Origin of the sequence: Streptomyces gilvus (genome assembly GCF_022513565.1) — a bacterium.
Classification (GTDB): Bacteria; Actinomycetota; Actinomycetes; order Streptomycetales; family Streptomycetaceae; genus Streptomyces; species Streptomyces gilvus.
The window spans coordinates 31656-51413 of record NZ_JAKWBE010000043.1; the positions used below are offsets into that span (position 1 = coordinate 31656).

Below are 19758 nucleotides of genomic sequence, written 5' to 3' on the forward strand. Positions count from 1 at the left end.
CCACACACACCTCCTCGTTCGCACTCTTTACCTCTGGCTGTCATGGCCCCTTAAATCTTGGTCGACCGCGCTTCCCCCCACGCATTCGCATGCGCCTCCCCGAGGAGACCGATGAGCCGGATACGGCCGCCCGTCCGAGGTTCCCGTCGTCTCGCCGCCGCCGGCGTGGCCGCCACCACCGCCACCCTGCTGGCGTCCGCACTCTCCCCCGCCGCCGTCGCGGCCGACCGGCCGAGCAGGGCCGGCGCCATCGAGAACGCGGCGTCGGCCCTGCTGGCGCACGCGGCGACTCTCGGTCTGACCTCCGCCGAGGGCACGTCGGTGCGGGACGTGATCGTCGACAAGGACGGTACACAGCACGTCCGTTACGACCGGACGTACCGTCAACTGCCGGTGCTGGGCGGGGACTTCGTGGTCCACTTGGCTCCCGACGGCGCGTACCGGGGCGCGAACCGGGCGACGCGGAGCCGGATATCCCTCACCTCGATCACCCCCTCCATATCGGCCCCGAAGGCCGCCGACATCGCGGCGAACGCGCTGCGCGCCGTGAACCTGGGCGAGACGCTGAAGAAGCTGACGGCGAGCCCCCAGTTGGTGGTCGACGCCCTGCACGGGGCGCCGAAGCTGGCGTGGCGGACGAACGTCACGGCCAAGGACACGCTCGGCAACCCGGTCGCCCGCACGGTGATCACGGACGCCGTCTCCGGGCGGCAGATCGACGCCTGGGACGACATCGAGACGGCGACCGGAGACGGCAAGTCCCTTTACAGCGGCACGGTTCCGCTGGAGACGACGGTCTCGGGGTCGACGTACCAGCTGAAGGATCCGACGCGCGGGAACACGTACACCGGTGACGCGGCGAACAAGACCGACCTGTGCTTCCTGACCAGCATCTGCGTCAGCCGGGCCCCTTCGACCGTGTTCACGGACACCGACAACCACTGGGGCACGGGGGCGACGGCCGACCGGGCCTCCGCCGCCGTCGACGCGCAGTACGGCACGGACGTCACCTGGGACTTCTACAAGAACACCTTCGGGCGCAACGGCATCGCGGGCGACGGGAAGGGGTCGTACAACCGGGTGCACTACGGCAACGCGTACAACAACGCGTTCTGGGACGACAGTTGCTTCTGCATGACGTACGGCGACGGTGACGGGACGACCTTCGGGCCGCTGGTGTCGCTGGACGTGGCCGGACACGAGATGACCCACGGCGTCACGTCGAAGACGGCGGCACTGACGTACTCCGGCGAGTCCGGCGGGCTGAACGAGGCGACGTCCGACATCCTCGGCACGCTGGTCGAGTGGTACGCCGACAACCCCTCCGATCCCGGGGATTACCTGATCGGCGAGAAGGTCGTCCGGTCCGGCTTCGGCCGTGAGGCGCTGCGCTACATGGACAAGCCGTCGCGCGACGGCGCCTCCGCCGACTACTGGAGTTCCTCGGTCGGGAACCTCGACGTCCACTACTCCTCGGGCGTCGCGAACCACTTCGCCTACCTGCTGGCCGAGGGCAGCGGCCCGAAGACCATCAACGGTGTCGGCTACAACTCCCCCACGTACAACGGCTCCACGGTCACCGGCATCGGCCGCGCCAAGCTGGGCGCGATCTGGTACCGGGCCCTGACGGTCTACATGACGTCGTCGACGAACTACGCGGGCGCCCGCACCGCCACCCTGAACGCGGCGAAGGACCTCTACGGCGCGGGCAGCACGGAGTACGACGCGGTGGCGGCGGCGTGGAGCGCGGTCAACGTGAACTGACACCGCCGGCGGGGACCCGGTTTCGGGTGCTCGTCACCCGTTCACCCGCTCCGGCTGCGTCCTTCGGGTTCTCTTACCTCCCGGCCCGCCCTAGGCCTGTGACCTGCCGAAACGCTGGTCGATCGGGGTGGGCCGGGAGGCGGGCGACACCCGTTCGCCGCAGTTCTGACGGCTCCTCAGCAAGCGCGGTCGGCTCGGTGGGCCTTTCCTCGGAAGGGCAGGGGACATCGAAGACGCCCGGAGGAGCATCGATGCGACGTACCGCCCGTCTGCTGACCGGTACCGCCCTCGCCGTCGCCGCCGCGGGGTTCGTCGCGGCGCCCGCGTACGGCGACGACGGCGGCGGCAGTCTGGAGGTCTACCCGTCGTCGGTCGTGCCGGGCGCGGAGGTCAGTGTGAACACCTCGGCCTGCGGGGACGGGGGCACGGCCGCCGGGGACGCCGGCGCGGTGGGCGCCGGTGCCTTCACGCTGGCGCCGAGCGCCCACGAGGGCGAGGCGATCGGGCAGTTCCGGGTGCCCGAGAGCGCGCAGCGGGGGACGTACGAGATCGTCGCGGAGTGCGCCGAGGGCGGACGGCAGGTCTCGGGCGACCTGGTGGTGACGCTGAGCGCGCCGCACGGCCAGGTGCAGCCCCGCGGAAGTGTGAAGACGGGGGTCGGCGGCGTGATGGGCCCCGACCCCGTGCAGACCGCGGCCGGTGTGGCGGCCCTCGCCGTCGCCGCCGCGGGCGGTACCTGGCTCCTGCATCGCCGGGCGAGAGGCGACGGGATCTGACGGACACCCTCCGCTGTCCGTCCGCCGGTACCGCATGTCCCTCCCCCTCCGGGTCCGACGCCCCTCGCGGCCCGGAGGGGGACCGGGTCCCTCCAGGAGGCTCGAATGCGCAGGTTGGGCAACACCGCGATAGCGGCCGTGACGGTGGCCGCGCTCTGCTCCGGCGCGTGGTTGCTGAGCGGTGGCGCCGGGACACACGCCCCGCCACAGCCCACGGCGGCCGAGGCGCACTCGGGCAGCGGCGGCACACGGTCGGCGCCCGCGCTGCCGCCCTCCCCGCCCGACCGCATCCGCATCCCCTCCATCCACGTGAACGCGCCGCTCATGGGCCTCGGCCTCACCTCCTCCGGCAGCCTGGCCGTCCCGCCGGCCGCGCGGAAGAACCTCGCCGGCTGGTACGAGGCCGGCCCCACGCCCGGGGAGACCGGTACGGCGATCGTCGCCGGGCATGTCGACAACGCGGACGGACCCGCCGTCTTCTACGACCTCGGCGCCCTGAGGAAGGGCGCCTCGGTGGAGGTCGACCGGCGCGACGGCGGTGTCGCCGTGTTCACCGTCGACGCCATCGCCGTCTACAAGGCGACCGACTTCCCCGACGAGAAGGTGTACGGCGCCGCCGGCCGGCCCGAGTTGCGGATCATCACCTGCGGCGGAGGGTATTCGCGGTCGACCGGCTACCAGGGGAACGTCGTCGTGTTCGCGCACCTCACGGGGAGGCGGTGACAGCGGTAGCGGTCGTGGTGACAGCCTGCGCGATGGTCCGCGCGCACACCAGGGACTCCGTGTGGGTGGTGTCCACCTCCACGTCGTAGTGGACGTCCCGGTGGACCAGGCCCGCCTGCTGCTCCGCCATCCCGGGGGGCCGGTCGCCACGGGCGATCTCCCGGCCGGCGGCGACGGCCGGGTCGCAGCGGACGCCGACCCAGAGCACGTCCAGGCCGGTCAGCGCCGTGCGCCAGCGGCTCTGGGAGTCCGCGCCGCCGAGGAAGACGTCGTCGACGACGACGTGGGCGCCCGCGCGTGCCGTGGCCGCGACGCCCTCCATCCAGGCCCGTTCGAGTCTGGAGAACTCCGGTCCGACACTGACCGTGCCGTCCGGGGCGAACTCGATCCCGGCGAGCGACGCCCGCAGGGACGCCGGCAGCGAGTCGACGAACGTGTCGATCGCGAAGGCCAGCCACGGCTCGGGCAGGACCGCCTGCAGACACCGCACGATGCCGGACTTGCCGCTGCTGGAGCCGCCATTGAGCACGATCACCCGAGTCGTCATCCGGACACCGTAGCCTCGGGGCGGCGTCAGCTCCTGCTGTTTTCCTGTCGGGACGATCGACCAGCCATAGCGGGTGAGGAGCGCCAGTGGGACACACGCCACACCCGCCGGCAGGGCGAGCACGGCGTAGGCGAGACGGCGCCAGGTGCCGGCGGTGAAGGGCTCCCGCGCGATGTGCCGAAGGCGTACGGCGGCGCCGTCGCGAACCGGGACGTCCCGGACTGTTTCCCTGGTGCTTCCCGCTGGGTGTGGAGCGGTGAGCGGTCTGAGCTGGTGAAACCGACGGGTCCAGCCTCCCGTGCACCCTGCCTCGGACCATGGTGCTCGCACGGATCCCGGGGGCAGGGCCGGCCCCGCCCCCGGCGACCTCACACCGCCCTCCCGGCGCGTGCGCCGAACCCTCACACCCCGGCCGCGCCTGCGAGGAGGGCAGCGTTCCTCGCGGGAAACAGACGTGATGCGGTCGGGTAACACCGGCATCGCACGCTCCTGGACATGACCTCGAATACGCGTGTGGTGGTGATCGGCGCCGGACTCGCGGGCGTCCGTCTCGCCCGGCGGCTCGGTGAGCTCGGTACGCCCGTGACCCTGGTCGGCGAGGAGGAGCACCGCCCGTACAACCGGGTGCTGCTCGCCGAGGTGCTGGCCGGGCGGTACAGCCCCGACGTCATCGCGCTGCCCACGCCCGCGGAGCTGGTCCGCGGCCGGGTCACGGGCATCGACCGCGAGGTGCGAGCCGTACACCTCGCGGACGGCTCGAAGATCGCATACGACACGCTGGTCCTGGCCACCGGCTCCAACCCGGTACTGCCGCCGCTGCGCGGTCTGTTCACCGAGAACCACGAACTGCCCGTCGGCGTCCACGCGTTCCGCACGATGGACGACTGCCTGGGCCTGTCCGAGGCGGTACGGCCGGGCGTGCGCGCGGTCGTCATCGGCGGCGGGCTGCTCGGGGTCTCCGCGGCCCGGGCGCTCGCCCGGCGCGGCGCACAGGTCGTTCTGGCCCAGCAGGCCGAGCGCCTGATGGAGCATCAGCTCGACCCGACGGCCTCCGAGCTGGTCCGGCGGCACCTGAAGGACCTCGGGGTCGAGATCCACACCGAGTGCCGGGTGCGGGACGTGCGCTGCGTCGGCGGGGTGGTCCGCTCGGTCGAGATGGCCGACGGGTACGCCCTCGACGCCGACCTCGTGGTCGTCGCGTGCGGGGTGCACCCGCGCGTCGGTATGGCCCAGGACGCGGGCCTCGCCGTGCACAAGGGCGTCCTCGTCGACGACGAACTGCGCACCTCCGACCCGCACATCCGGGCGATCGGCGACTGCGTCCAGCACGCGGGCACGGTGTACGGCCTGGCCGCCCCGGCGCTCGAACAGGCCGAAGTCCTGGCCGAGTCGCTGGCGGGCGACGCGAACGCCCGCTACACCGGCACCCGTTCGCTCACCCGGCTGACCCTGGCCGGTGAGGGCTTCTTCGACCTCGCCGCGTTCGGCGAGACGGAGCCGCGTCCCGGGGACGACGTCGTCCAGCTCGCGGACGCCACCCGCGGCACCTACCGCAAGGTCGTCGTCCGCGACGACCGCCTGGTCGGCGGGGTCCTCGTCGGCGAACTCGGCACCGTCGGCGCGCTCGCCCGCGCCTGGGAGGGAGCAGAGCCGCTCCCCGACAACGGCCCCCTGCTCCACCTGCTCACCAACGATGGAGGCTCCTGATGACCACCGGCACCCCCACGATCGTGCTCGTCGGCCATGGCATGGTCGGCCAGCGCTTCCTCGAAGCGCTCGCCGGGCGCGGCCTGACCGCCACGCACCGCGTGGTCGTGCTGTGCGAGGAGCCGCGTCCCGCGTACGACCGCGTCGCTCTCACCTCGTACTTCTCGGGCAAGACGCCTGAAGAACTGTCCATGACCGACATGGAGTTCATCAACGACCACGGCATCGAGCTGTACGTCGGCGACCCCGCGCAGACCATCGACCGCGAGGCCCGGAAGGTCACCGCCCGCTCCGGGCAGGTCTTCGAGTACGACACCCTCGTCCTCGCCACCGGCTCCTACCCGTTCGTGCCGCCGGTCCCGAACAAGGACGCCGAGGGCTGCTTCGTCTACCGGACGATCGAGGACCTGCTCGCGATCGAGGAGTACGCGAAGTCGCGTGCTTCGGTCGGCGCGGTGGTCGGCGGCGGTCTGCTCGGGCTCGAGGCGGCGGGCGCGCTCAAGGGCCTCGGACTCACCTCCCACATCGTGGAGTTCGCGCCGCGGCTGATGCCCGTACAGGTGGACGAGGGCGGCGGCGCGGCCCTGCTGCGGACCATCGAGGAGATGGGGCTGAGCGTCCACACGGGCGTCGGCACGCAGGAGATCGTGGTCGGCGAGGACGGCGCGGTCACCGGTATGAAGCTGTCCGACGGCTCCGAACTCGCCACGGACATGGTGGTGTTCAGCGCCGGTGTCCGCCCCCGCGACCAGCTGGCCCGGGACTGCGGTCTCACCGTCGGCGAGCGCGGCGGCATCACGGTCGACGAGCAGTGCCGTACCGTCTCCGACCCGCACGTCTTCGCGATCGGCGAGTGCGCGCTGGCCTCCGACGGCCGGGTGTACGGCCTGGTCGCCCCCGGTTACGAGCAGGCGGAGACGGCGGCCGCGACCATCGCCGAGGACGAGGCGTCCTTCACCGGCGCCGACCTCTCGACGAAGCTGAAGCTCCTCGGCGTGGACGTCGCCTCCTTCGGCGACGCGCACGGCACGACGGACGACTGCCTGGACGTCGTGTACTCCGACTCCCGCGCCGGCCTGTACAAGAAGCTGGTCATCGGCCGCGACGGCACCCTGCTCGGCGGCATCCTGGTCGGTGACGCGGAGGCGTACGGCACGCTGAAGGCGTTCACCGGTTCCGTGCCGCCGGTCAAGCCGGAGTCGCTGGTGCTGCCCGCCGGCGCCGGCGAGTCGGTCCAGCTCGGCCCGACGGCGCTGCCGGACGACGCGATCATCTGCTCCTGCAACAACGTCACCAAGGGCACGATCCGCGGCGCGGTCACCGAGCACCGGTGCACCACGGTGCCCGAGGTGAAGAAGTGCACCAAGGCCGGTACGACCTGCGGCAGTTGCGTCAAGGTGCTCGGCCAGCTGGTCGACGCCGAGCTGGAGGCGTCCGGCGTCGAGGTCGACAAGGGCCTGTGCGGCTGCTTCGGGCAGACCCGCGAGGAGCTGTACGAGATCGTCCTCGCCCTGCGCATCAACAGCTACCAGGACCTGCTGGACCGCTACGGCCGCGACGGCGCCCGGGGCGGCGACGGCTGCGAGATCTGCAAGCCGGCCGTCGGCTCGATCATCGCCTCCCTCGCCCCGACGATCGGCGCGAGCGGCTATGTCCTGGACGGCGAGCAGGCGGCCCTGCAGGACTCCAACGACCACTTCCTGGCCAACCTGCAGAAGAACGGCTCGTACTCGGTCGTGCCGCGCATCCCCGGCGGTGAGATCACCCCCGAGGGCCTCATCGTGATCGGCGAGATCGCCCGCGACTTCGGCCTGTACACGAAGATCACCGGCGGCCAGCGGATCGACATGTTCGGCGCCCGCGTCGAACAACTCCCCCTGATCTGGGCCCGGTTGGTGGACGCCGGCTTCGAGTCCGGGCACGCCTACGGCAAGTCGCTGCGCACGGTGAAGTCCTGCGTCGGCCAGACCTGGTGCCGCTACGGCGTCCAGGACTCGGTCCGCATGGCGATCGAACTGGAGCTGCGCTACCGGGGCCTGCGCTCCCCGCACAAGCTGAAGTCGGCGGTCTCCGGGTGCGCCCGCGAGTGCGCCGAGGCCCAGTCGAAGGACTTCGGCATCATCGCCACCGCCAACGGCTGGAACCTGTACGTCGCCGGCAACGGCGGCGCCACCCCGCGCCACGCGGACCTGCTCGCCCAGGACCTCTCCGACGCCGAACTGATCCGTCTCATCGACCGGTTCCTGATGTTCTACATCCGCACCGCCGACCGCCTGGAGCGCACCTCGACCTGGCTGGAGCGGATCCCCGGCGGCCTCGACCACGTCCGCGAGGTGGTGGTGGAGGACTCCCTCGGCATCTGCGAGGAGCTGGAGTCCCTGATGGCCGCGCATGTCGCCCACTACCGCGACGAGTGGGCCGAGACCATCAACGACCCCGAGAAGCTCGCCCGGTTCGTGTCCTTCGTCAACGCCCCCGACACCCCCGACCCGGTCGTCGGCTTCGTCCCGGAGCGCGACCAGATCAAGCCCGACCTGCCGCTGCTCACCATCGGCCACCGTCCCCTGGAAGGAAGCGCCCAGCGATGACCCTGGCACCCGAGACGACCGACCTCAAGGTCCAACTCCAGCTCGAGGACGACTGGTTCACGGTCTGCGACCTGACCCGGCTGATCCCCGGACGCGGCGTCGCCGCGCTCCTGCCGGACGGCCGCCAGGCCGCCCTGTTCCGGGACCGCAACGGCAACCTGTACGCCATCGACAACCGCGACCCCTTCGGCGGCGCGGCCGTCCTCTCCCGCGGCCTGATCGGCACCCACCAGGGCCGCCCCTTCGTCGCCTCCCCCCTGCTCAAGCAGCGGTTCGACCTGGAGTCGGGCCAGTGCCTGGACGACGAGACGGTGCGGGTGGCCACGTACCAGGTGCGCGCCGACTGACAGCGTTTCCCACCGCAGCGCCTCGATCCCTCCGTGGGGTCGGGGCGCTGTTCGTCGTCGGCGCCGGCCCGGTGGTGGACAGCGGCGGGGTCACTGCGAACCGGCGGTGCGGCGGCGGTGGGCCGCGACCCGTTCCCGGGTCGCGCAGCGGCGGGAGCAGTAGCGGCGTTCGGGGCCGGCGCCCTGGGTGACGAAGACCTGGCGGCAGTTGTGCGCGGCGCACAGACGGCCGGGCGGACGCTGGGTGTCCCACACGAGCACGGTCAGCGCCAGGCAGGAGGAGGCCAGCAGCCACTCGCCCCAGGGTCCGTCGTCATCGCGGTCGAGGTGGGGGTGCCAGGGGCTGCCGCCGTGGGAGGTCAGCCGGAGGGGGCCGGTGTGCTCCCGGAGGAGGCGGTTGAGGAGCACGGCGGCGGTGTCGAGGTCGTCGGCGGTGAAGACCTCGCGCAGCAGGACGGCGGCCGCGCACATCTCGTCGAGGTCGTCCGGCGTGAGATCGAGGGGGCCCTGCTCGCCGTACTCACGCAGGACGGCGACGACCTCCTCCGGGTCCGGGCGCTCGCGGGTGAGGACGCTGACCAGGGCCGCGGCGCGTCGGGCCGCGGCCAGTACGGAGTGCCGGGCGGACAGATCGTCGGAAGGAAGGGGTGTCACGAATTCGAATGTAACGCATATTGACCACCATTAGGGTTACTCACGTAACGTGTTCCCGATGCGAAGGCGTTACACGACGGCGACGGCCTCCTACTTCGTCGGCGCGGTGTCCGCCCGTACCGGCGACGAGATGTCCGGACCGGCGATGATGCTGGCGGGCTTCGCCCTGACCGGCTCGACGGCGACCGCCTCGTCGCTGCTGGCCGGGCTCAACGTCGCCGCGGCGGTCGGCGGACCGCTGCTCGGCGCGTTCCTGGACCGGGCGTCGCGCCCGGGCCGCCTGCTGGCCTGCGCGCTGGCCGGGTACGGCGCCGGAGTGGCGGTCATCCTGCTGGGACTCGGACACCTGCCCCTCCCCGTGACCGTCCTGATCGCCGTGTGCACCGGCCTGCTGGGACCGGCCCTCTCGGGTGGCTGGACGGCCCAGCTCCCCCGGGTGGTGCCGGGCGACGCGCTGCCCCGGGCCAACGCCCTGGACGCGATGACCTTCACCACCGCGAGCCTCGCCGGACCGGCCCTCGCGGGGACGGCGACGGAGACGCTGGGGGCGCCGACGGCGGTGGCGGTGGCGGTGACCCTGATCGGCCTCGCGACACCGGCGGCCTGGCGCCTGCCGACGGCCGGCCACCGAGGGGCGGCCGGACCGGGCCCGGACAGCGATGAGGACGCCGACGCGAGGGCCCCGATGAAGACGCGTGCGCGTGACGGGGGCGCTGGAGTGGGGTCCCGGACTCGGTCGGACGGACAAGCCGACACCGGGCGACGCGCCCCCCTCACCGCGGGTCTCCGTTTCATCGTCCAGCGCCCCGCCCTGGCCCGAGCGACCCTCACCTCGGTCCTCTGCTGCGCGGCCGAGGGCATGTTCACCGCCTGCGTCCCCCTTCTCGGGCAGCGCGCCCTGGGCGGCTCCGGGCGCGGCGCGCTCCTGCTGTCCTGCACGGCCGTCGCCTCGCTGGCGGCCAACTCCGTACTGGCGCGACGCCCCCGCCTGATCGCCCCGGACACGGCGATCTGGGTCGGCGCTGTCATCCAGGCCACCGCACTGGCCCTGGCGGTGACGACGCATCCGGCCGTCCTCGTCACCGCCGCCCTGCTCACCGGCATCGGCGCCGGCCCCCAGCTCACGGCCCTGTTCGCGATACGACACCGGGAGGCCCCCGACCATCTGCGCGGCCAGATCTTCACGACGGGCGCCAGCCTGAAGATCACCGGGTTCGCCCTGGGCGCGGCGACAGCGGGCACGATCGCGGGCCACTCCCTGCCCGGCGCCCTGACGCTGGCGTCCGCCACGGCGGCACTGGCGGCGCCGGCTTACTTCACGGTCTGGCGGGGGCAGGCGGAGGTGACGCTCATCAGCCCTTCAGGGCCTCGTCCGCCACACCGGTGAGCCGCTCCGAGGCGGCCCAAAGCCTCTCGCCCGCCACGTCGTTGAGCGTCCAGGGCGCCCGCCACGACGGCCCCGGTGCCCCGCGCCACATCATGAACGACGGCCCGGTGAAGGAGTCTGGCCGTACGTCGGGGGCAGTCGCGGCGTACAGCACGGGCAGCGCACCGGCCTCCGCCGACTGGGCGAAGACACGGTTGCCGATCTCCATCGCCCGTCCCATCAGCCGACGCCCCTCCATCCGCGGCGCGGCGCCCTGGAGGTTGGTCTCCGCGTAGCCCGGATGCGCGGCGGCCGCCACCACGTCCGCCCCCTGCGCCGCGAGCCTTCGGGCCAGTTCGTGGGTGAAGAGCAGGTTGGCCGTCTTGGACCGGGCGTAGGCGACCCAACGCCGGTACCGGCGCTCGCTGTTGAGGTCGTCGATGTCGATGTTGGCCAGGGCGTGCATCCCGCTGGAGACCGTCACGACGCGTGCGCCGGGTGTCGCGAGGATCGAGGGCAACAGCAGGCCGGTCAGGGCGAAGTGGCCCAGGTGGTTGGTGCCGAACTGGGTCTCGAAGCCGTCCGCGGTCGTGCCGTACGGCAGCGCCATTACGCCCGCGTTGTTGACCAGCAGGTCGAGGCGGTCGTACGGGTACGAGGTCGCGAACTCCCGTACGGAGGACAGGTCCCCGAGGTCGAGGCGGGCCAACTCCGCCTTTGCGCCCGGCACTTCGCTCAGCAGCCGGTCCCGGGCCGCGCCGCCCCGCCGCTCACTGCGACAGGCGAGCACCACGCGGGCACCCTTGCGGGCCAGTTCCCGCACGGTGGCGTACCCGATCCCGCTGTTGGCCCCGGTGACCACGGCCACGCGTCCGCTCTGATCGGGGATGGCCTCAACACTCCAGCCCGGCATGGACGCTCCCTCCGCAGACGGGGTGGGATCCACCCTACGAGTGGAGCGCACCCGATGTAACGTCGGGCGAGGAGACGGACGAGTCGTTCCCGTGCGTCCTCGGGAACATCGGTGAGCAGGAATCCGACCGGCTCCACGATCGTGGTGGCGACGTCCGGATCGATCTCCTACATGGCACTGATGAGCCTGGACCCGACCGGCAAGGGCCGCCGCCGCTGGACGATGCGCTGGAAGGCACCTCCCCAAAAGGGATAGCCGGGGACGTGATTCATTTCGCATAGAAGAGGGCGGCACCCCCGCACAGGATGCCGCCCTCCTGGAGAGCCGGAGCCGCCGTCCATCGGTGTTGAGGGTCGGGGACGGGCGGCGGTTCCGGGGTTTCGGTGGCCGGGGGTCCGGCCGGGGCCGTACGGGCTACCCGGGCCTACGGGCGACCGGGGTCGTACCGGCTAGCGGTGGTCGCTGCCCGTCGACTCCGTCGCCGCGCGGCCCGCCTCCAGGCGGGCCACCGGGATGCGGAACGGGGAGCAGGAGACGTAGTCCAGGCCCACCTCGTGGAAGAAGTGGACGGACTCCGGGTCGCCGCCGTGCTCGCCGCAGACGCCGAGCTTGAGGTCGGGGCGGGTCTCGCGGCCCGCCGTCGCCGCCGCCTTCACCAGGGAGCCGACGCCGTCCTTGTCGATCGTCTCGAACGGGGAGACGCCGAAGATGCCCTTCTCCAGGTAGGCCGTGAAGAAGCTCGCCTCCACGTCGTCCCGGCTGAAGCCCCACACCGTCTGGGTCAGGTCGTTCGTGCCGAAGCTGAAGAACTCCGCCGCCTCCGCGATCTGCCCGGCGGTCAGCGCGGCGCGCGGGAGCTCGATCATCGTGCCGATGGCGAGCTTGAGCTGCGTGCCCGTCGCCGCCTCGACCTCCGCGATGACCTGGTCGGCCTCCTCGCGGACGATCTCCAGCTCCTGGACGGTGCCGACGAGCGGGATCATGATCTCGGCGCGCGGGTCGCCCTTGGCGTTCTTGCGCTCGGCGGCGGCCTCGGCGATCGCGCGGACCTGCATGGTGAACAGGCCGGGGATGACCAGGCCGAGGCGTACGCCGCGCAAGCCCAGCATCGGGTTCTGCTCGTGCAGGCGGTGGACCGCCTGGAGCAGCCGGAGGTCGTTCTCGTGGGACTCCTGACGGGACTCCGCCAGCGCCACCCGCACCGACAGTTCGGTGATGTCCGGCAGGAACTCGTGCAGCGGCGGGTCGAGGAGACGGACCGTCACCGGCAGGCCGTCCATCGCCGAGAACAGCTCGACGAAGTCCTTCTTCTGCAGCGGCAGCAGCTCCGCCAGCGCCGCCTCGCGCTCGTCCTGGGTGTCGGCGAGGATCAGCTTCTCGACCATCTCGCGGCGCTCGCCCAGGAACATGTGCTCGGTACGGCACAGCCCGATGCCCTGCGCGCCGAAGCGACGGGCGCGCAGCGCGTCCTCGGCGTTGTCCGCGTTGGCCCGCACCCGCAGCCGGCGCTTGCGGTCGGCGAAGGCCATGATCCGGTGCACGGCCTCGACCAGCTCGTCGGCGTCGTGGGCGCCGGCGTGCATCCGGCCCTCGAAGTACTCCACGACCGGTGAGGGGACGACCGGGACCTCGCCCAGGTAGACCTTGCCGCTGGAGCCGTCGATGGAGATGACGTCGCCCTCCTCGACGATCCGCCCGCCCGGGACGGTCATCCGGCGCCGCTTGGTGTCGACCTCGAGCTCCTCCGCGCCGCACACACAGGTCTTGCCCATGCCGCGCGCGACGACGGCCGCGTGGGAGGTCTTGCCGCCGCGGGAGGTGAGGATGCCCTCGGCCGCGATCATGCCGTCGAGGTCGTCGGGGTTGGTCTCCCGGCGCACCAGGATGACCTTCTCGCCCGAACGCGACCACTTCACGGCGGTGTACGAGTCGAAGACCGCCTTGCCGACCGCCGCGCCCGGCGAGGCCGCGATGCCCCGGCCGACCATCTCGGTCTTGGCGTGCTCGTCGAACCGCGGGAACATCAGCTGCGCGAGCTGGGCGCCCGTCACCCGCTGCAGCGCCTCGGTCTCGTCGATCAGGCCCTGGTCGACCAGCTGGGTCGCGATCCGGAAGGCGGCGCCCGCCGTGCGCTTGCCGACGCGGGTCTGGAGCATCCACAGCTGTCCGCGCTCGATGGTGAACTCGATGTCGCAGAGATCCTTGTAGTGGTTCTCCAGGGTCTCCATGATCTGCATGAGCTGGTCGTACGACTTCTTGTCGATCTGCTCCAGCTCCGCGAGCGGCACGGTGTTGCGGATGCCCGCGACCACGTCCTCGCCCTGTGCGTTCTGCAGGTAGTCGCCGTAGACGCCCTGGTGGCCGGAGGCGGGGTCGCGGGTGAAGGCGACGCCCGTGCCGGAGTCGGGGCCCAGGTTGCCGAAGACCATCGAGCAGACGTTGACGGCGGTGCCGAGGTCGTGCGGGATGCGCTCCTGACGGCGGTAGAGCTTGGCGCGGTCGGTGTTCCAGGAGTCGAAGACCGCGTGGATGGCGAGGTCCATCTGCTCGCGCGGGTCCTGCGGGAAGTCCCGGCCGGCCTCCTTCTTGACGATCTTCTTGAAGGTGGCGACCAGCTTCTTCAGGTCCGCGGCCTCCAGCTCGGTGTCGACGGTGACCTTCTTGGCCTCCTTGGCCTTCTCGAGAGCTTCCTCGAAGAGGTCGCCGTCGACGCCGAGGACGGTCTTGCCGAACATCTGGATGAGGCGGCGGTAGGAGTCCCAGGCGAAGCGCTCGTCGCCGGCCTGGTCGGCGAGGCCCTTCACGGACTTGTCGGAGAGCCCGATGTTCAGGACGGTGTCCATCATGCCGGGCATGGAGAACTTCGCGCCGGAGCGGACGGAGACCAGCAGCGGGTTGTCCGGCTGGCCGAGCTTCTTGCCCATCCGGGACTCCAGCGCGTCGAGGTGCGCACTCACCTCGTCACGCAGTGCCGCGGGCTCCTCGCCGCTGTCGAGGTAGACCTTGCAGGCTTCCGTCGTGATGGTGAAGCCCGGGGGAACGGGGAGTCCCAGGTTGGTCATCTCGGCGAGGTTCGCGCCCTTGCCACCCAGGAGGTCCTTGAGGTCTTTGTTTCCCTCGGTGAAGTCGTAAACGAACTTCGCTACGTGGGGTTCTTTGTTTTCCGACACGGGTCTCGACTCCTCGAGGACGCGGTGGCTGCCCTGACGGCGAGGAACATACCCAGATCAAAGGTGTCTGGATACGTCTACTCGCGTGTCATGCGCTCGTAACCATCCCTCCGCCAGCGGATCGAAAGTCAAGGGAGGGCAAGCAATCAAGCGCTTATGTTTTCACTTCCTGAAGACACCAGTGCCCACAGGTGCGGTTTTACGCTCAGATGAGCGGTCGACCATGACACCTGATTTCGATCGATGAACGATCAAGGGGTGGCACCCAGTGCCACCCCTTGAGGAAGTGCAGCCGCTCAAGATCCGCTCATCTGAGCGCAACCCTTATCAAGGGTGGCGAGAATCACGCTCCCACAGAGGACCGGATTTCACCATGCGGACGCTTTACACGCCCATCGCGAGCAGCCGTTCCTCGACCCGCTCCGGCGCGTAGAGATGCTCCACGACCAGCGCCCCGGCTCCCACCAGCCCCGCCCGCTCACCGAGCCGTGAGGTGACCACGTCCAGGTGGGCCGTGGAGCGGGGCAGTGCCCGCTGGTACAGCAGCTCCCGCACCCCGGTCAGGAAGGCGGTTCCGGCCAGATCCCCGGCGATCATCAGCACCCCGGGATTGAGCAGCGTCACGACGGTCGCCAGCACGTCCCCCACGAGCCGCCCGGCCTCCCGAGCCAGCCGGGCCGCCTCCGGGTGCCCGGCCGACAGCAGATCCCGTACGTCCGAGCCGGAGGTGGCCGCGACCCCCGCCTCCGCCAGCCGCCCGGCCACGGCGCCGCCACTGGCGACGGCGGCGAGACAGCCGTACGACCCGCACCGGCACAGCGCGTCGGCGCCCACCCGTATGTGCCCGATGTCCCCGGCGCCCCCGTCGATCCCCCGGTAGACCGAGCCGTCGACCACGACGCCCGCGCCGATGCCGGTGGAGACCTTGACCAGCACGAAGGCCGAGCAGCCGGGGTGTCCCGTGCGCTGTTCGCCGTACGCCATGAGATTCGCGTCGTTGTCCACCAGGACCGGCACCGGACCGGCGCCCGTCTGCTCGGTGAAGGCCCGGGCCAGGCGGCCCCTTATGTCGTAGCCGTCCCAGCCGGGCATGATCGGCGGCTGGACGACCCGCCCGGTCTCGCTGTCGACCGGCCCCGGCACCGCGAGCCCGATCCCGCACACGGCCCGCGCCGGCCGCCCGGCCTTCTCCAGCAGCTGTCCGAACCACTGCCCGAGCGCCCCGAGGACGACGTCCGGCCCGTCCTCCACGACGAGGGTGTCCGCGTGCTCGGCGAGTATCTCGCCGGTCAGGGTCAGGACGGCGGCGCGCGCGTGCCGGGTGTCGAGGTCGGCGGCGAGGACGACGGCGTGCTCGTCGTCGAACTCCAGGGTGATGGAGGGGCGGCCGCCCTGGGGCGAGTCGACGGGACCGCCGGCGCCCTCGCGCAGCCAGCCCGCGCGGAAGAGGCGGTCGAGGCGCTGACCGACGGTGGCCCGGGACAGACCGGTGACCTGCTGGAGGGCTCCGCGTGTGGTCGCGCGTCCGCTTCGTACCAGTTCGAGCAGATCTCCGGAGCTGGCCTGGCCGCGTCCCGTCATGCGCACCCCCTTGTGCTTCTCAAGCGTGCATTACATAGTGAGTTTTGCGTGTTAAATAGACGTAACTCTACGGTAGCCCAGACCGAACCGGTCGGCCGTACGTCTTTCGGGGAGCCCCGAGTGGATCGCACTGCCCAACTCACCAGCCGCGGCGAACAGCACCCCGTTGCATACGATCCGCCGCCCGTCCCGGGTCCCCTGCACGCCAGGGCCGCCCGGGTGCTGGAGGAGAACTGGACGGGCGCCTCCACCGTCCCCTCGCGCAGCCTGTATCCGCACCAGTGGTCCTGGGACTCGGCGTTCATCGCGATCGGCCTGCGCCACCTGTCGCCGTTACGGGCGCAGACGGAGCTGGAGACGCTGCTGGCCGCGCAGTGGGCGGACGGACGCATCCCGCACATCGTCTTCAACCCCTCCGTCCCGCTCGACGCCTACTTCCCGAGCCCCGACTTCTGGCGCTCCTCGACCGCGGGGCGCGCTGCGGGCGCCCCGCGCACCGTACAGACCTCCGGCATCGTGCAGCCACCGGTGCACGCGCTGGCGGCCTGGCTGGTGCACCGCGCCGACCCGGGCCTGTCCCGCGCCCGCGGCTTCCTCACCCGGGTCCACCCGCGCCTGGCCGCCTGGCACCGCTACCTCCTGCACCGCCGTGACCTGGGCGGGGGTGGCCTCGCCTCGGTCGTCCACCCCTGGGAACAGGGTATGGACAACAGCCCCTGCTGGGACGCCCCGCTCGCCCGGATCACCCCCGCCCCGTCCCGCTCCTTCCGCCGCGCCGACCTCACCCACGGCGCCCCCGAGGACCGCCCGACGGACCTGGACTACGGCCGCTACGTCCGCCTGGCGACGGACTACCGGGACGCCGGGTACGAGGACGGACCGGGCAGCGGCTTCGCCGTGGAGGACCCGGCGTTCAACGCCCTGCTCATCGCCTCCGAGCACGCGTTGGCCCGGATCGCCGCGGAGCTGGGAGCGCCGGGCACGGCACGGCACGCCCGCGCGGAGCGGCTGACGGCGGCCCTGGTGGACCGCCTGTGGGACGCGCCGAGCGGCATGTTCCTCTGCCGGGACCTGCGCGGCGACGGCCACAGCGCCCCCGCCCCGCACCACCGCCCGCCCACCGGCACCCTGATCCCCGAGCGCGGCGTCTCCGGACTGATCCCGCTCCTCCTCCCCGGCCTCCCCCGCGACCTCGTGCGGACGCTCGTCACCACCCTCCACGGCCCGCACTTCGGGCTCGGTGACACGACCCGGCTGCCCCCGTCCTACGACCTCCTCGGCGAGGCCTTCGACCCGCACCGGTACTGGCGGGGCCCGGCCTGGTTCAACACGAGCTGGCTGCTGGAACGCGGGCTGCGCACCCACGGCGAGCAGGAGCGCGCCGACGCCCTGCGGGAGTCCGTCCTGGACCTGGCCGACGCCTCCGGATTCGCGGAGTACGTCGACCCGCACACCGGCGAGGCCTGCGGAGCACTCGGCTTCGGCTGGACCGCCGCCCTCGCGCTGGATCTGCTCCATTCGCGCCCCGGACACGGCGTGTCCCCCACGGGCGTCGGCACGTTCGAGACGAGTGACAAGGGAGGGGACCGGGCATGACGGACCGGCATCATCTGCTCGTGCGCGGCGGGACGTTCGCGGCCGTGGACGACGGCGGGGACATCAACGGGGTACGGGGAACCGGCTCACCGGCCGGACTGTTCGTGCGCGACGCCCGTCACCTGAGCCGTTGGCAACTGACGGTCGACGGCGCGGTACCGGAGTCGCTCACGCCGGTCGCGGACGGGGACACGGCCCGCTGTGTCCTCGTCCCGCGCGGCGGACGGCAGGAGCCGCCCGCGTACACGATCTTCCGCGAACAGGCGGTGGGGGACGGCTCGTTCGTCGAGTCCCTCCGCATCACCAGCAACCGCCCGACCCCCACCACGGTCCGCCTCGCCGTCACTGCGGACGCGGACTTCACGGACCAGTTCGAGCTGCGCTCCGACCACCGCACCTACGCCAAGATCGGCGCCACCCGCTCCCGCCAGGTCCTCGACGACGGCGTGGAGTTCGGCTACCAGCGCGGTGAGTGGCGGTCCTGTACGACGGTGACGGCCGAGCCCGCCCCGGACGGCGTCGAGGAGACCGGCACCGGCGCCCGTCGCCTCGTGTGGACCCTCGACCTGGACCCGCACGGCACGGCGGAGCTGACGCTGCGGGTGATGGCCCGCCCGCACGGCGACCGGCGGGCCCGGCGCGTACCGGCGTCCCCAGCCGCACTGAACGAACAACTCCTCGCTCTCGAAGGCGAGTTCGTGGAGGGCGTGCCCTTCCCCACGGGCTGGCCGGAGCTGGCGGCGGCCTGCGCACGGGGCCTCGCCGACCTCGCCGCCCTCCAGGTCCCGGCGAGCGGCCCGGACGGCGAGGACCTGCGGGTGCCCGCCGCCGGAGCCCCCTGGTTCCTGACCCTGCTCGGCCGGGACGCCCTGCTGACCTCGCTGTTCGCCCTCCCCTACCGCCCGCAGCTCGCCGCCGCCACCCTGCCCGCGCTCGCGGCCACCCAGGCGACGGAGACCGGCGCGGACTCGGTGGCGCAGCCGGGCAAGATCGTGCACGAGGTCCGCCACGGCGAGCTGGCCCACTTCCGCCAGGTCCCCTACGGCCGCTACTACGGCTCGGTGGACGCGACGCCCCTCTTCCTCGTCCTCCTCGGCGCCTACGTCGAGCACACCGGCGACGCGGACCTCGCGCGCCGACTGGAGCCCAACGCCCGCGCGGCGATCGGCTGGATGCTGGACCACGGCGGGCTGACCTCGCGCGGCTACCTCGTCTACCGCGCCGACCAGGGCGGACTCGCCAACCAGAACTGGAAGGACTCCCCCGGCGCGATCTGCTCCGCCGACGGCACCCGGGCGAGCGGACCGGTGATGGCGGCCGGGGCACAGGGCTACGCCTACGACGCCCTGCGCCGCACGGCGTCGGTCGCCCGCACCGTCTGGGGCGACGAGACGTACGCGGCGCTGCTGGAACAGGCGGCGGCCGATCTGCGGGACCGCTTCCAGCGGGACTTCTGGATGCCGGACGCATCCTTCCCGGCGCTCGCGCTGGACGGCCGGGGCCGCCAGGTCGACGCGCTCGCCTCGGACGCCGGGCACCTGCTGTGGTCGGGCCTGCTGGACAAGGAGTACGGCGAGGTGGTGGGCCGGCGGCTGCTGGAACCGGACTTCTTCTCCGGCTGGGGCGTGCGCACGCTGGCCGCGGGACAGCCGGCGTACCACCCGCTGTCGTACCACCGCGGCTCGGTCTGGCCGCACGACAACGCGCTGATCACCCTGGGCCTGGCCCGCTACGGCCTGCACGACGAGGCCCGCACGGTCGCCCACGCCCTGGTCGACGCGGCGACGGCCGCCGGGCACCGCCTGCCGGAGGTCATCGCCGGGTACGGCCGGGACTCCCACGCGGAGCCCGTCCCCTACCCACACGCGTGCGTGCGGGAGTCCCGCTCGGCGGCGGCACCGCTCGCTCTGCTGACGGCGGTGGGAGGCGCGTAGCGCTCCGCTGGGAGAGGCCGGATGGCGAGTGCGGGTTCGCGGGGCTGGTCGCGCCCACGCGGCGGAGCCGCACATTGCTGCCGTCCCGCGCC

The 19758-nt window shown here is 72.1% G+C and carries 15 protein-coding genes; 10 read left to right on the forward strand and 5 right to left on the reverse strand.

Annotated elements, in window-relative coordinates:
- The first annotated feature begins 111 nt into the window (after positions 1-111).
- The 3 genes from MKW14_RS38030 to MKW14_RS38040 all read left to right on the forward strand — a co-directional run bounded on the left by MKW14_RS38030 (position 112) and on the right by MKW14_RS38040 (position 3263).
- Entirely contained in the window at positions 112-1764 is a 1653-nt protein-coding gene (locus MKW14_RS38030) for a M4 family metallopeptidase (RefSeq protein WP_240870946.1), read from the forward strand.
- A gap of 251 nt (positions 1765-2015) precedes the next feature.
- Positions 2016-2540, forward strand: coding sequence for a hypothetical protein (locus MKW14_RS38035; protein ID WP_240870949.1), 525 nt, complete (start codon positions 2016-2018; stop codon positions 2538-2540).
- 105 nt (positions 2541-2645) lie between these two features.
- Positions 2646-3263 carry a class F sortase gene (locus MKW14_RS38040; RefSeq protein WP_240870951.1) on the forward strand — a complete coding sequence of 206 codons (618 nt, stop codon included), beginning with the start codon at positions 2646-2648 and terminating at the stop codon, positions 3261-3263.
- Here MKW14_RS38040 and cpt read toward each other — a convergent pair.
- Entirely contained in the window at positions 3247-3810 is a 564-nt protein-coding gene (cpt, locus tag MKW14_RS38045; RefSeq protein ID WP_240870954.1) for a chloramphenicol phosphotransferase CPT, read from the reverse strand. The two genes, MKW14_RS38040 and cpt, sit on opposite strands and share 17 nt — an antisense overlap.
- 495 nt (positions 3811-4305) lie before the next feature.
- Between cpt and MKW14_RS38050 the strand changes: the two genes are divergently transcribed.
- Genes MKW14_RS38050 through nirD form a run of 3 tightly spaced genes read left to right on the forward strand, consistent with a single transcriptional unit; the run spans position 4306 to position 8452 of the window.
- A complete protein-coding gene (locus MKW14_RS38050) occupies positions 4306-5517 on the forward strand; it encodes an NAD(P)/FAD-dependent oxidoreductase (RefSeq protein WP_240870957.1) in 1212 nt (403 codons plus the stop codon).
- Complete coding sequence (gene nirB / locus MKW14_RS38055; protein WP_240870959.1) at positions 5517-8105, forward strand: nitrite reductase large subunit NirB; 2589 nt, start codon at positions 5517-5519, stop codon at positions 8103-8105. The genes MKW14_RS38050 and nirB overlap by 1 nt, the downstream gene beginning before the upstream one ends.
- Positions 8102-8452 (forward strand): nitrite reductase small subunit NirD, encoded by a 351-nt coding sequence (nirD, locus tag MKW14_RS38060; RefSeq protein WP_240870962.1) that lies wholly within the window; start codon positions 8102-8104, stop codon positions 8450-8452. Before nirB ends, nirD begins: the two co-directional genes overlap by 4 nt.
- Positions 8453-8542: 90 nt before the next feature.
- Here nirD and MKW14_RS38065 read toward each other — a convergent pair whose 3' ends face one another.
- Positions 8543-9106 carry a CGNR zinc finger domain-containing protein gene (locus MKW14_RS38065; RefSeq protein WP_240870965.1) on the reverse strand — a complete coding sequence of 188 codons (564 nt, stop codon included), beginning with the start codon at positions 9104-9106 and terminating at the stop codon, positions 8543-8545.
- Positions 9107-9164: 58 nt separating this feature from the next.
- Between MKW14_RS38065 and MKW14_RS38070 the strand changes: the two genes are divergently transcribed.
- Positions 9165-10493, forward strand: a complete 1329-nt coding sequence (locus MKW14_RS38070; RefSeq protein ID WP_240870968.1) for an MFS transporter — start codon at positions 9165-9167, stop codon at positions 10491-10493.
- Here MKW14_RS38070 and MKW14_RS38075 read toward each other — a convergent pair.
- The gene (locus tag MKW14_RS38075; RefSeq protein ID WP_240870971.1) at positions 10459-11385 is read right to left on the reverse strand and encodes an oxidoreductase; all 927 of its coding nucleotides are present in this window, start codon (positions 11383-11385) and stop codon (positions 10459-10461) included. The two genes, MKW14_RS38070 and MKW14_RS38075, sit on opposite strands and share 35 nt — an antisense overlap.
- A 111-nt stretch (positions 11386-11496) precedes the next feature.
- Between MKW14_RS38075 and MKW14_RS38080 the strand changes: the two genes are divergently transcribed.
- Positions 11497-11640, forward strand: coding sequence for a hypothetical protein (locus MKW14_RS38080; RefSeq protein ID WP_240870974.1), 144 nt, complete (start codon positions 11497-11499; stop codon positions 11638-11640).
- Positions 11641-11834: 194 nt separating this feature from the next.
- Here MKW14_RS38080 and ppdK read toward each other — a convergent pair whose 3' ends face one another.
- A complete protein-coding gene (gene ppdK, locus MKW14_RS38085; protein WP_240870976.1) occupies positions 11835-14555 on the reverse strand; it encodes a pyruvate, phosphate dikinase in 2721 nt (906 codons plus the stop codon).
- Positions 14556-14939: 384 nt separating this feature from the next.
- Positions 14940-16136 carry an ROK family protein gene (locus MKW14_RS38090; protein WP_240870978.1) on the reverse strand — a complete coding sequence of 399 codons (1197 nt, stop codon included), beginning with the start codon at positions 16134-16136 and terminating at the stop codon, positions 14940-14942.
- A 120-nt stretch (positions 16137-16256) separates the two neighbouring features.
- Between MKW14_RS38090 and MKW14_RS38095 the strand changes: the two genes are divergently transcribed.
- The gene (locus MKW14_RS38095) at positions 16257-17732 is read left to right on the forward strand and encodes an MGH1-like glycoside hydrolase domain-containing protein (protein ID WP_240870979.1); all 1476 of its coding nucleotides are present in this window, start codon (positions 16257-16259) and stop codon (positions 17730-17732) included.
- A complete protein-coding gene (locus tag MKW14_RS38100) occupies positions 17729-19666 on the forward strand; it encodes an amylo-alpha-1,6-glucosidase (RefSeq protein WP_240870980.1) in 1938 nt (645 codons plus the stop codon). The genes MKW14_RS38095 and MKW14_RS38100 overlap by 4 nt, the downstream gene beginning before the upstream one ends.
- Positions 19667-19758 lie beyond the last annotated feature (92 nt).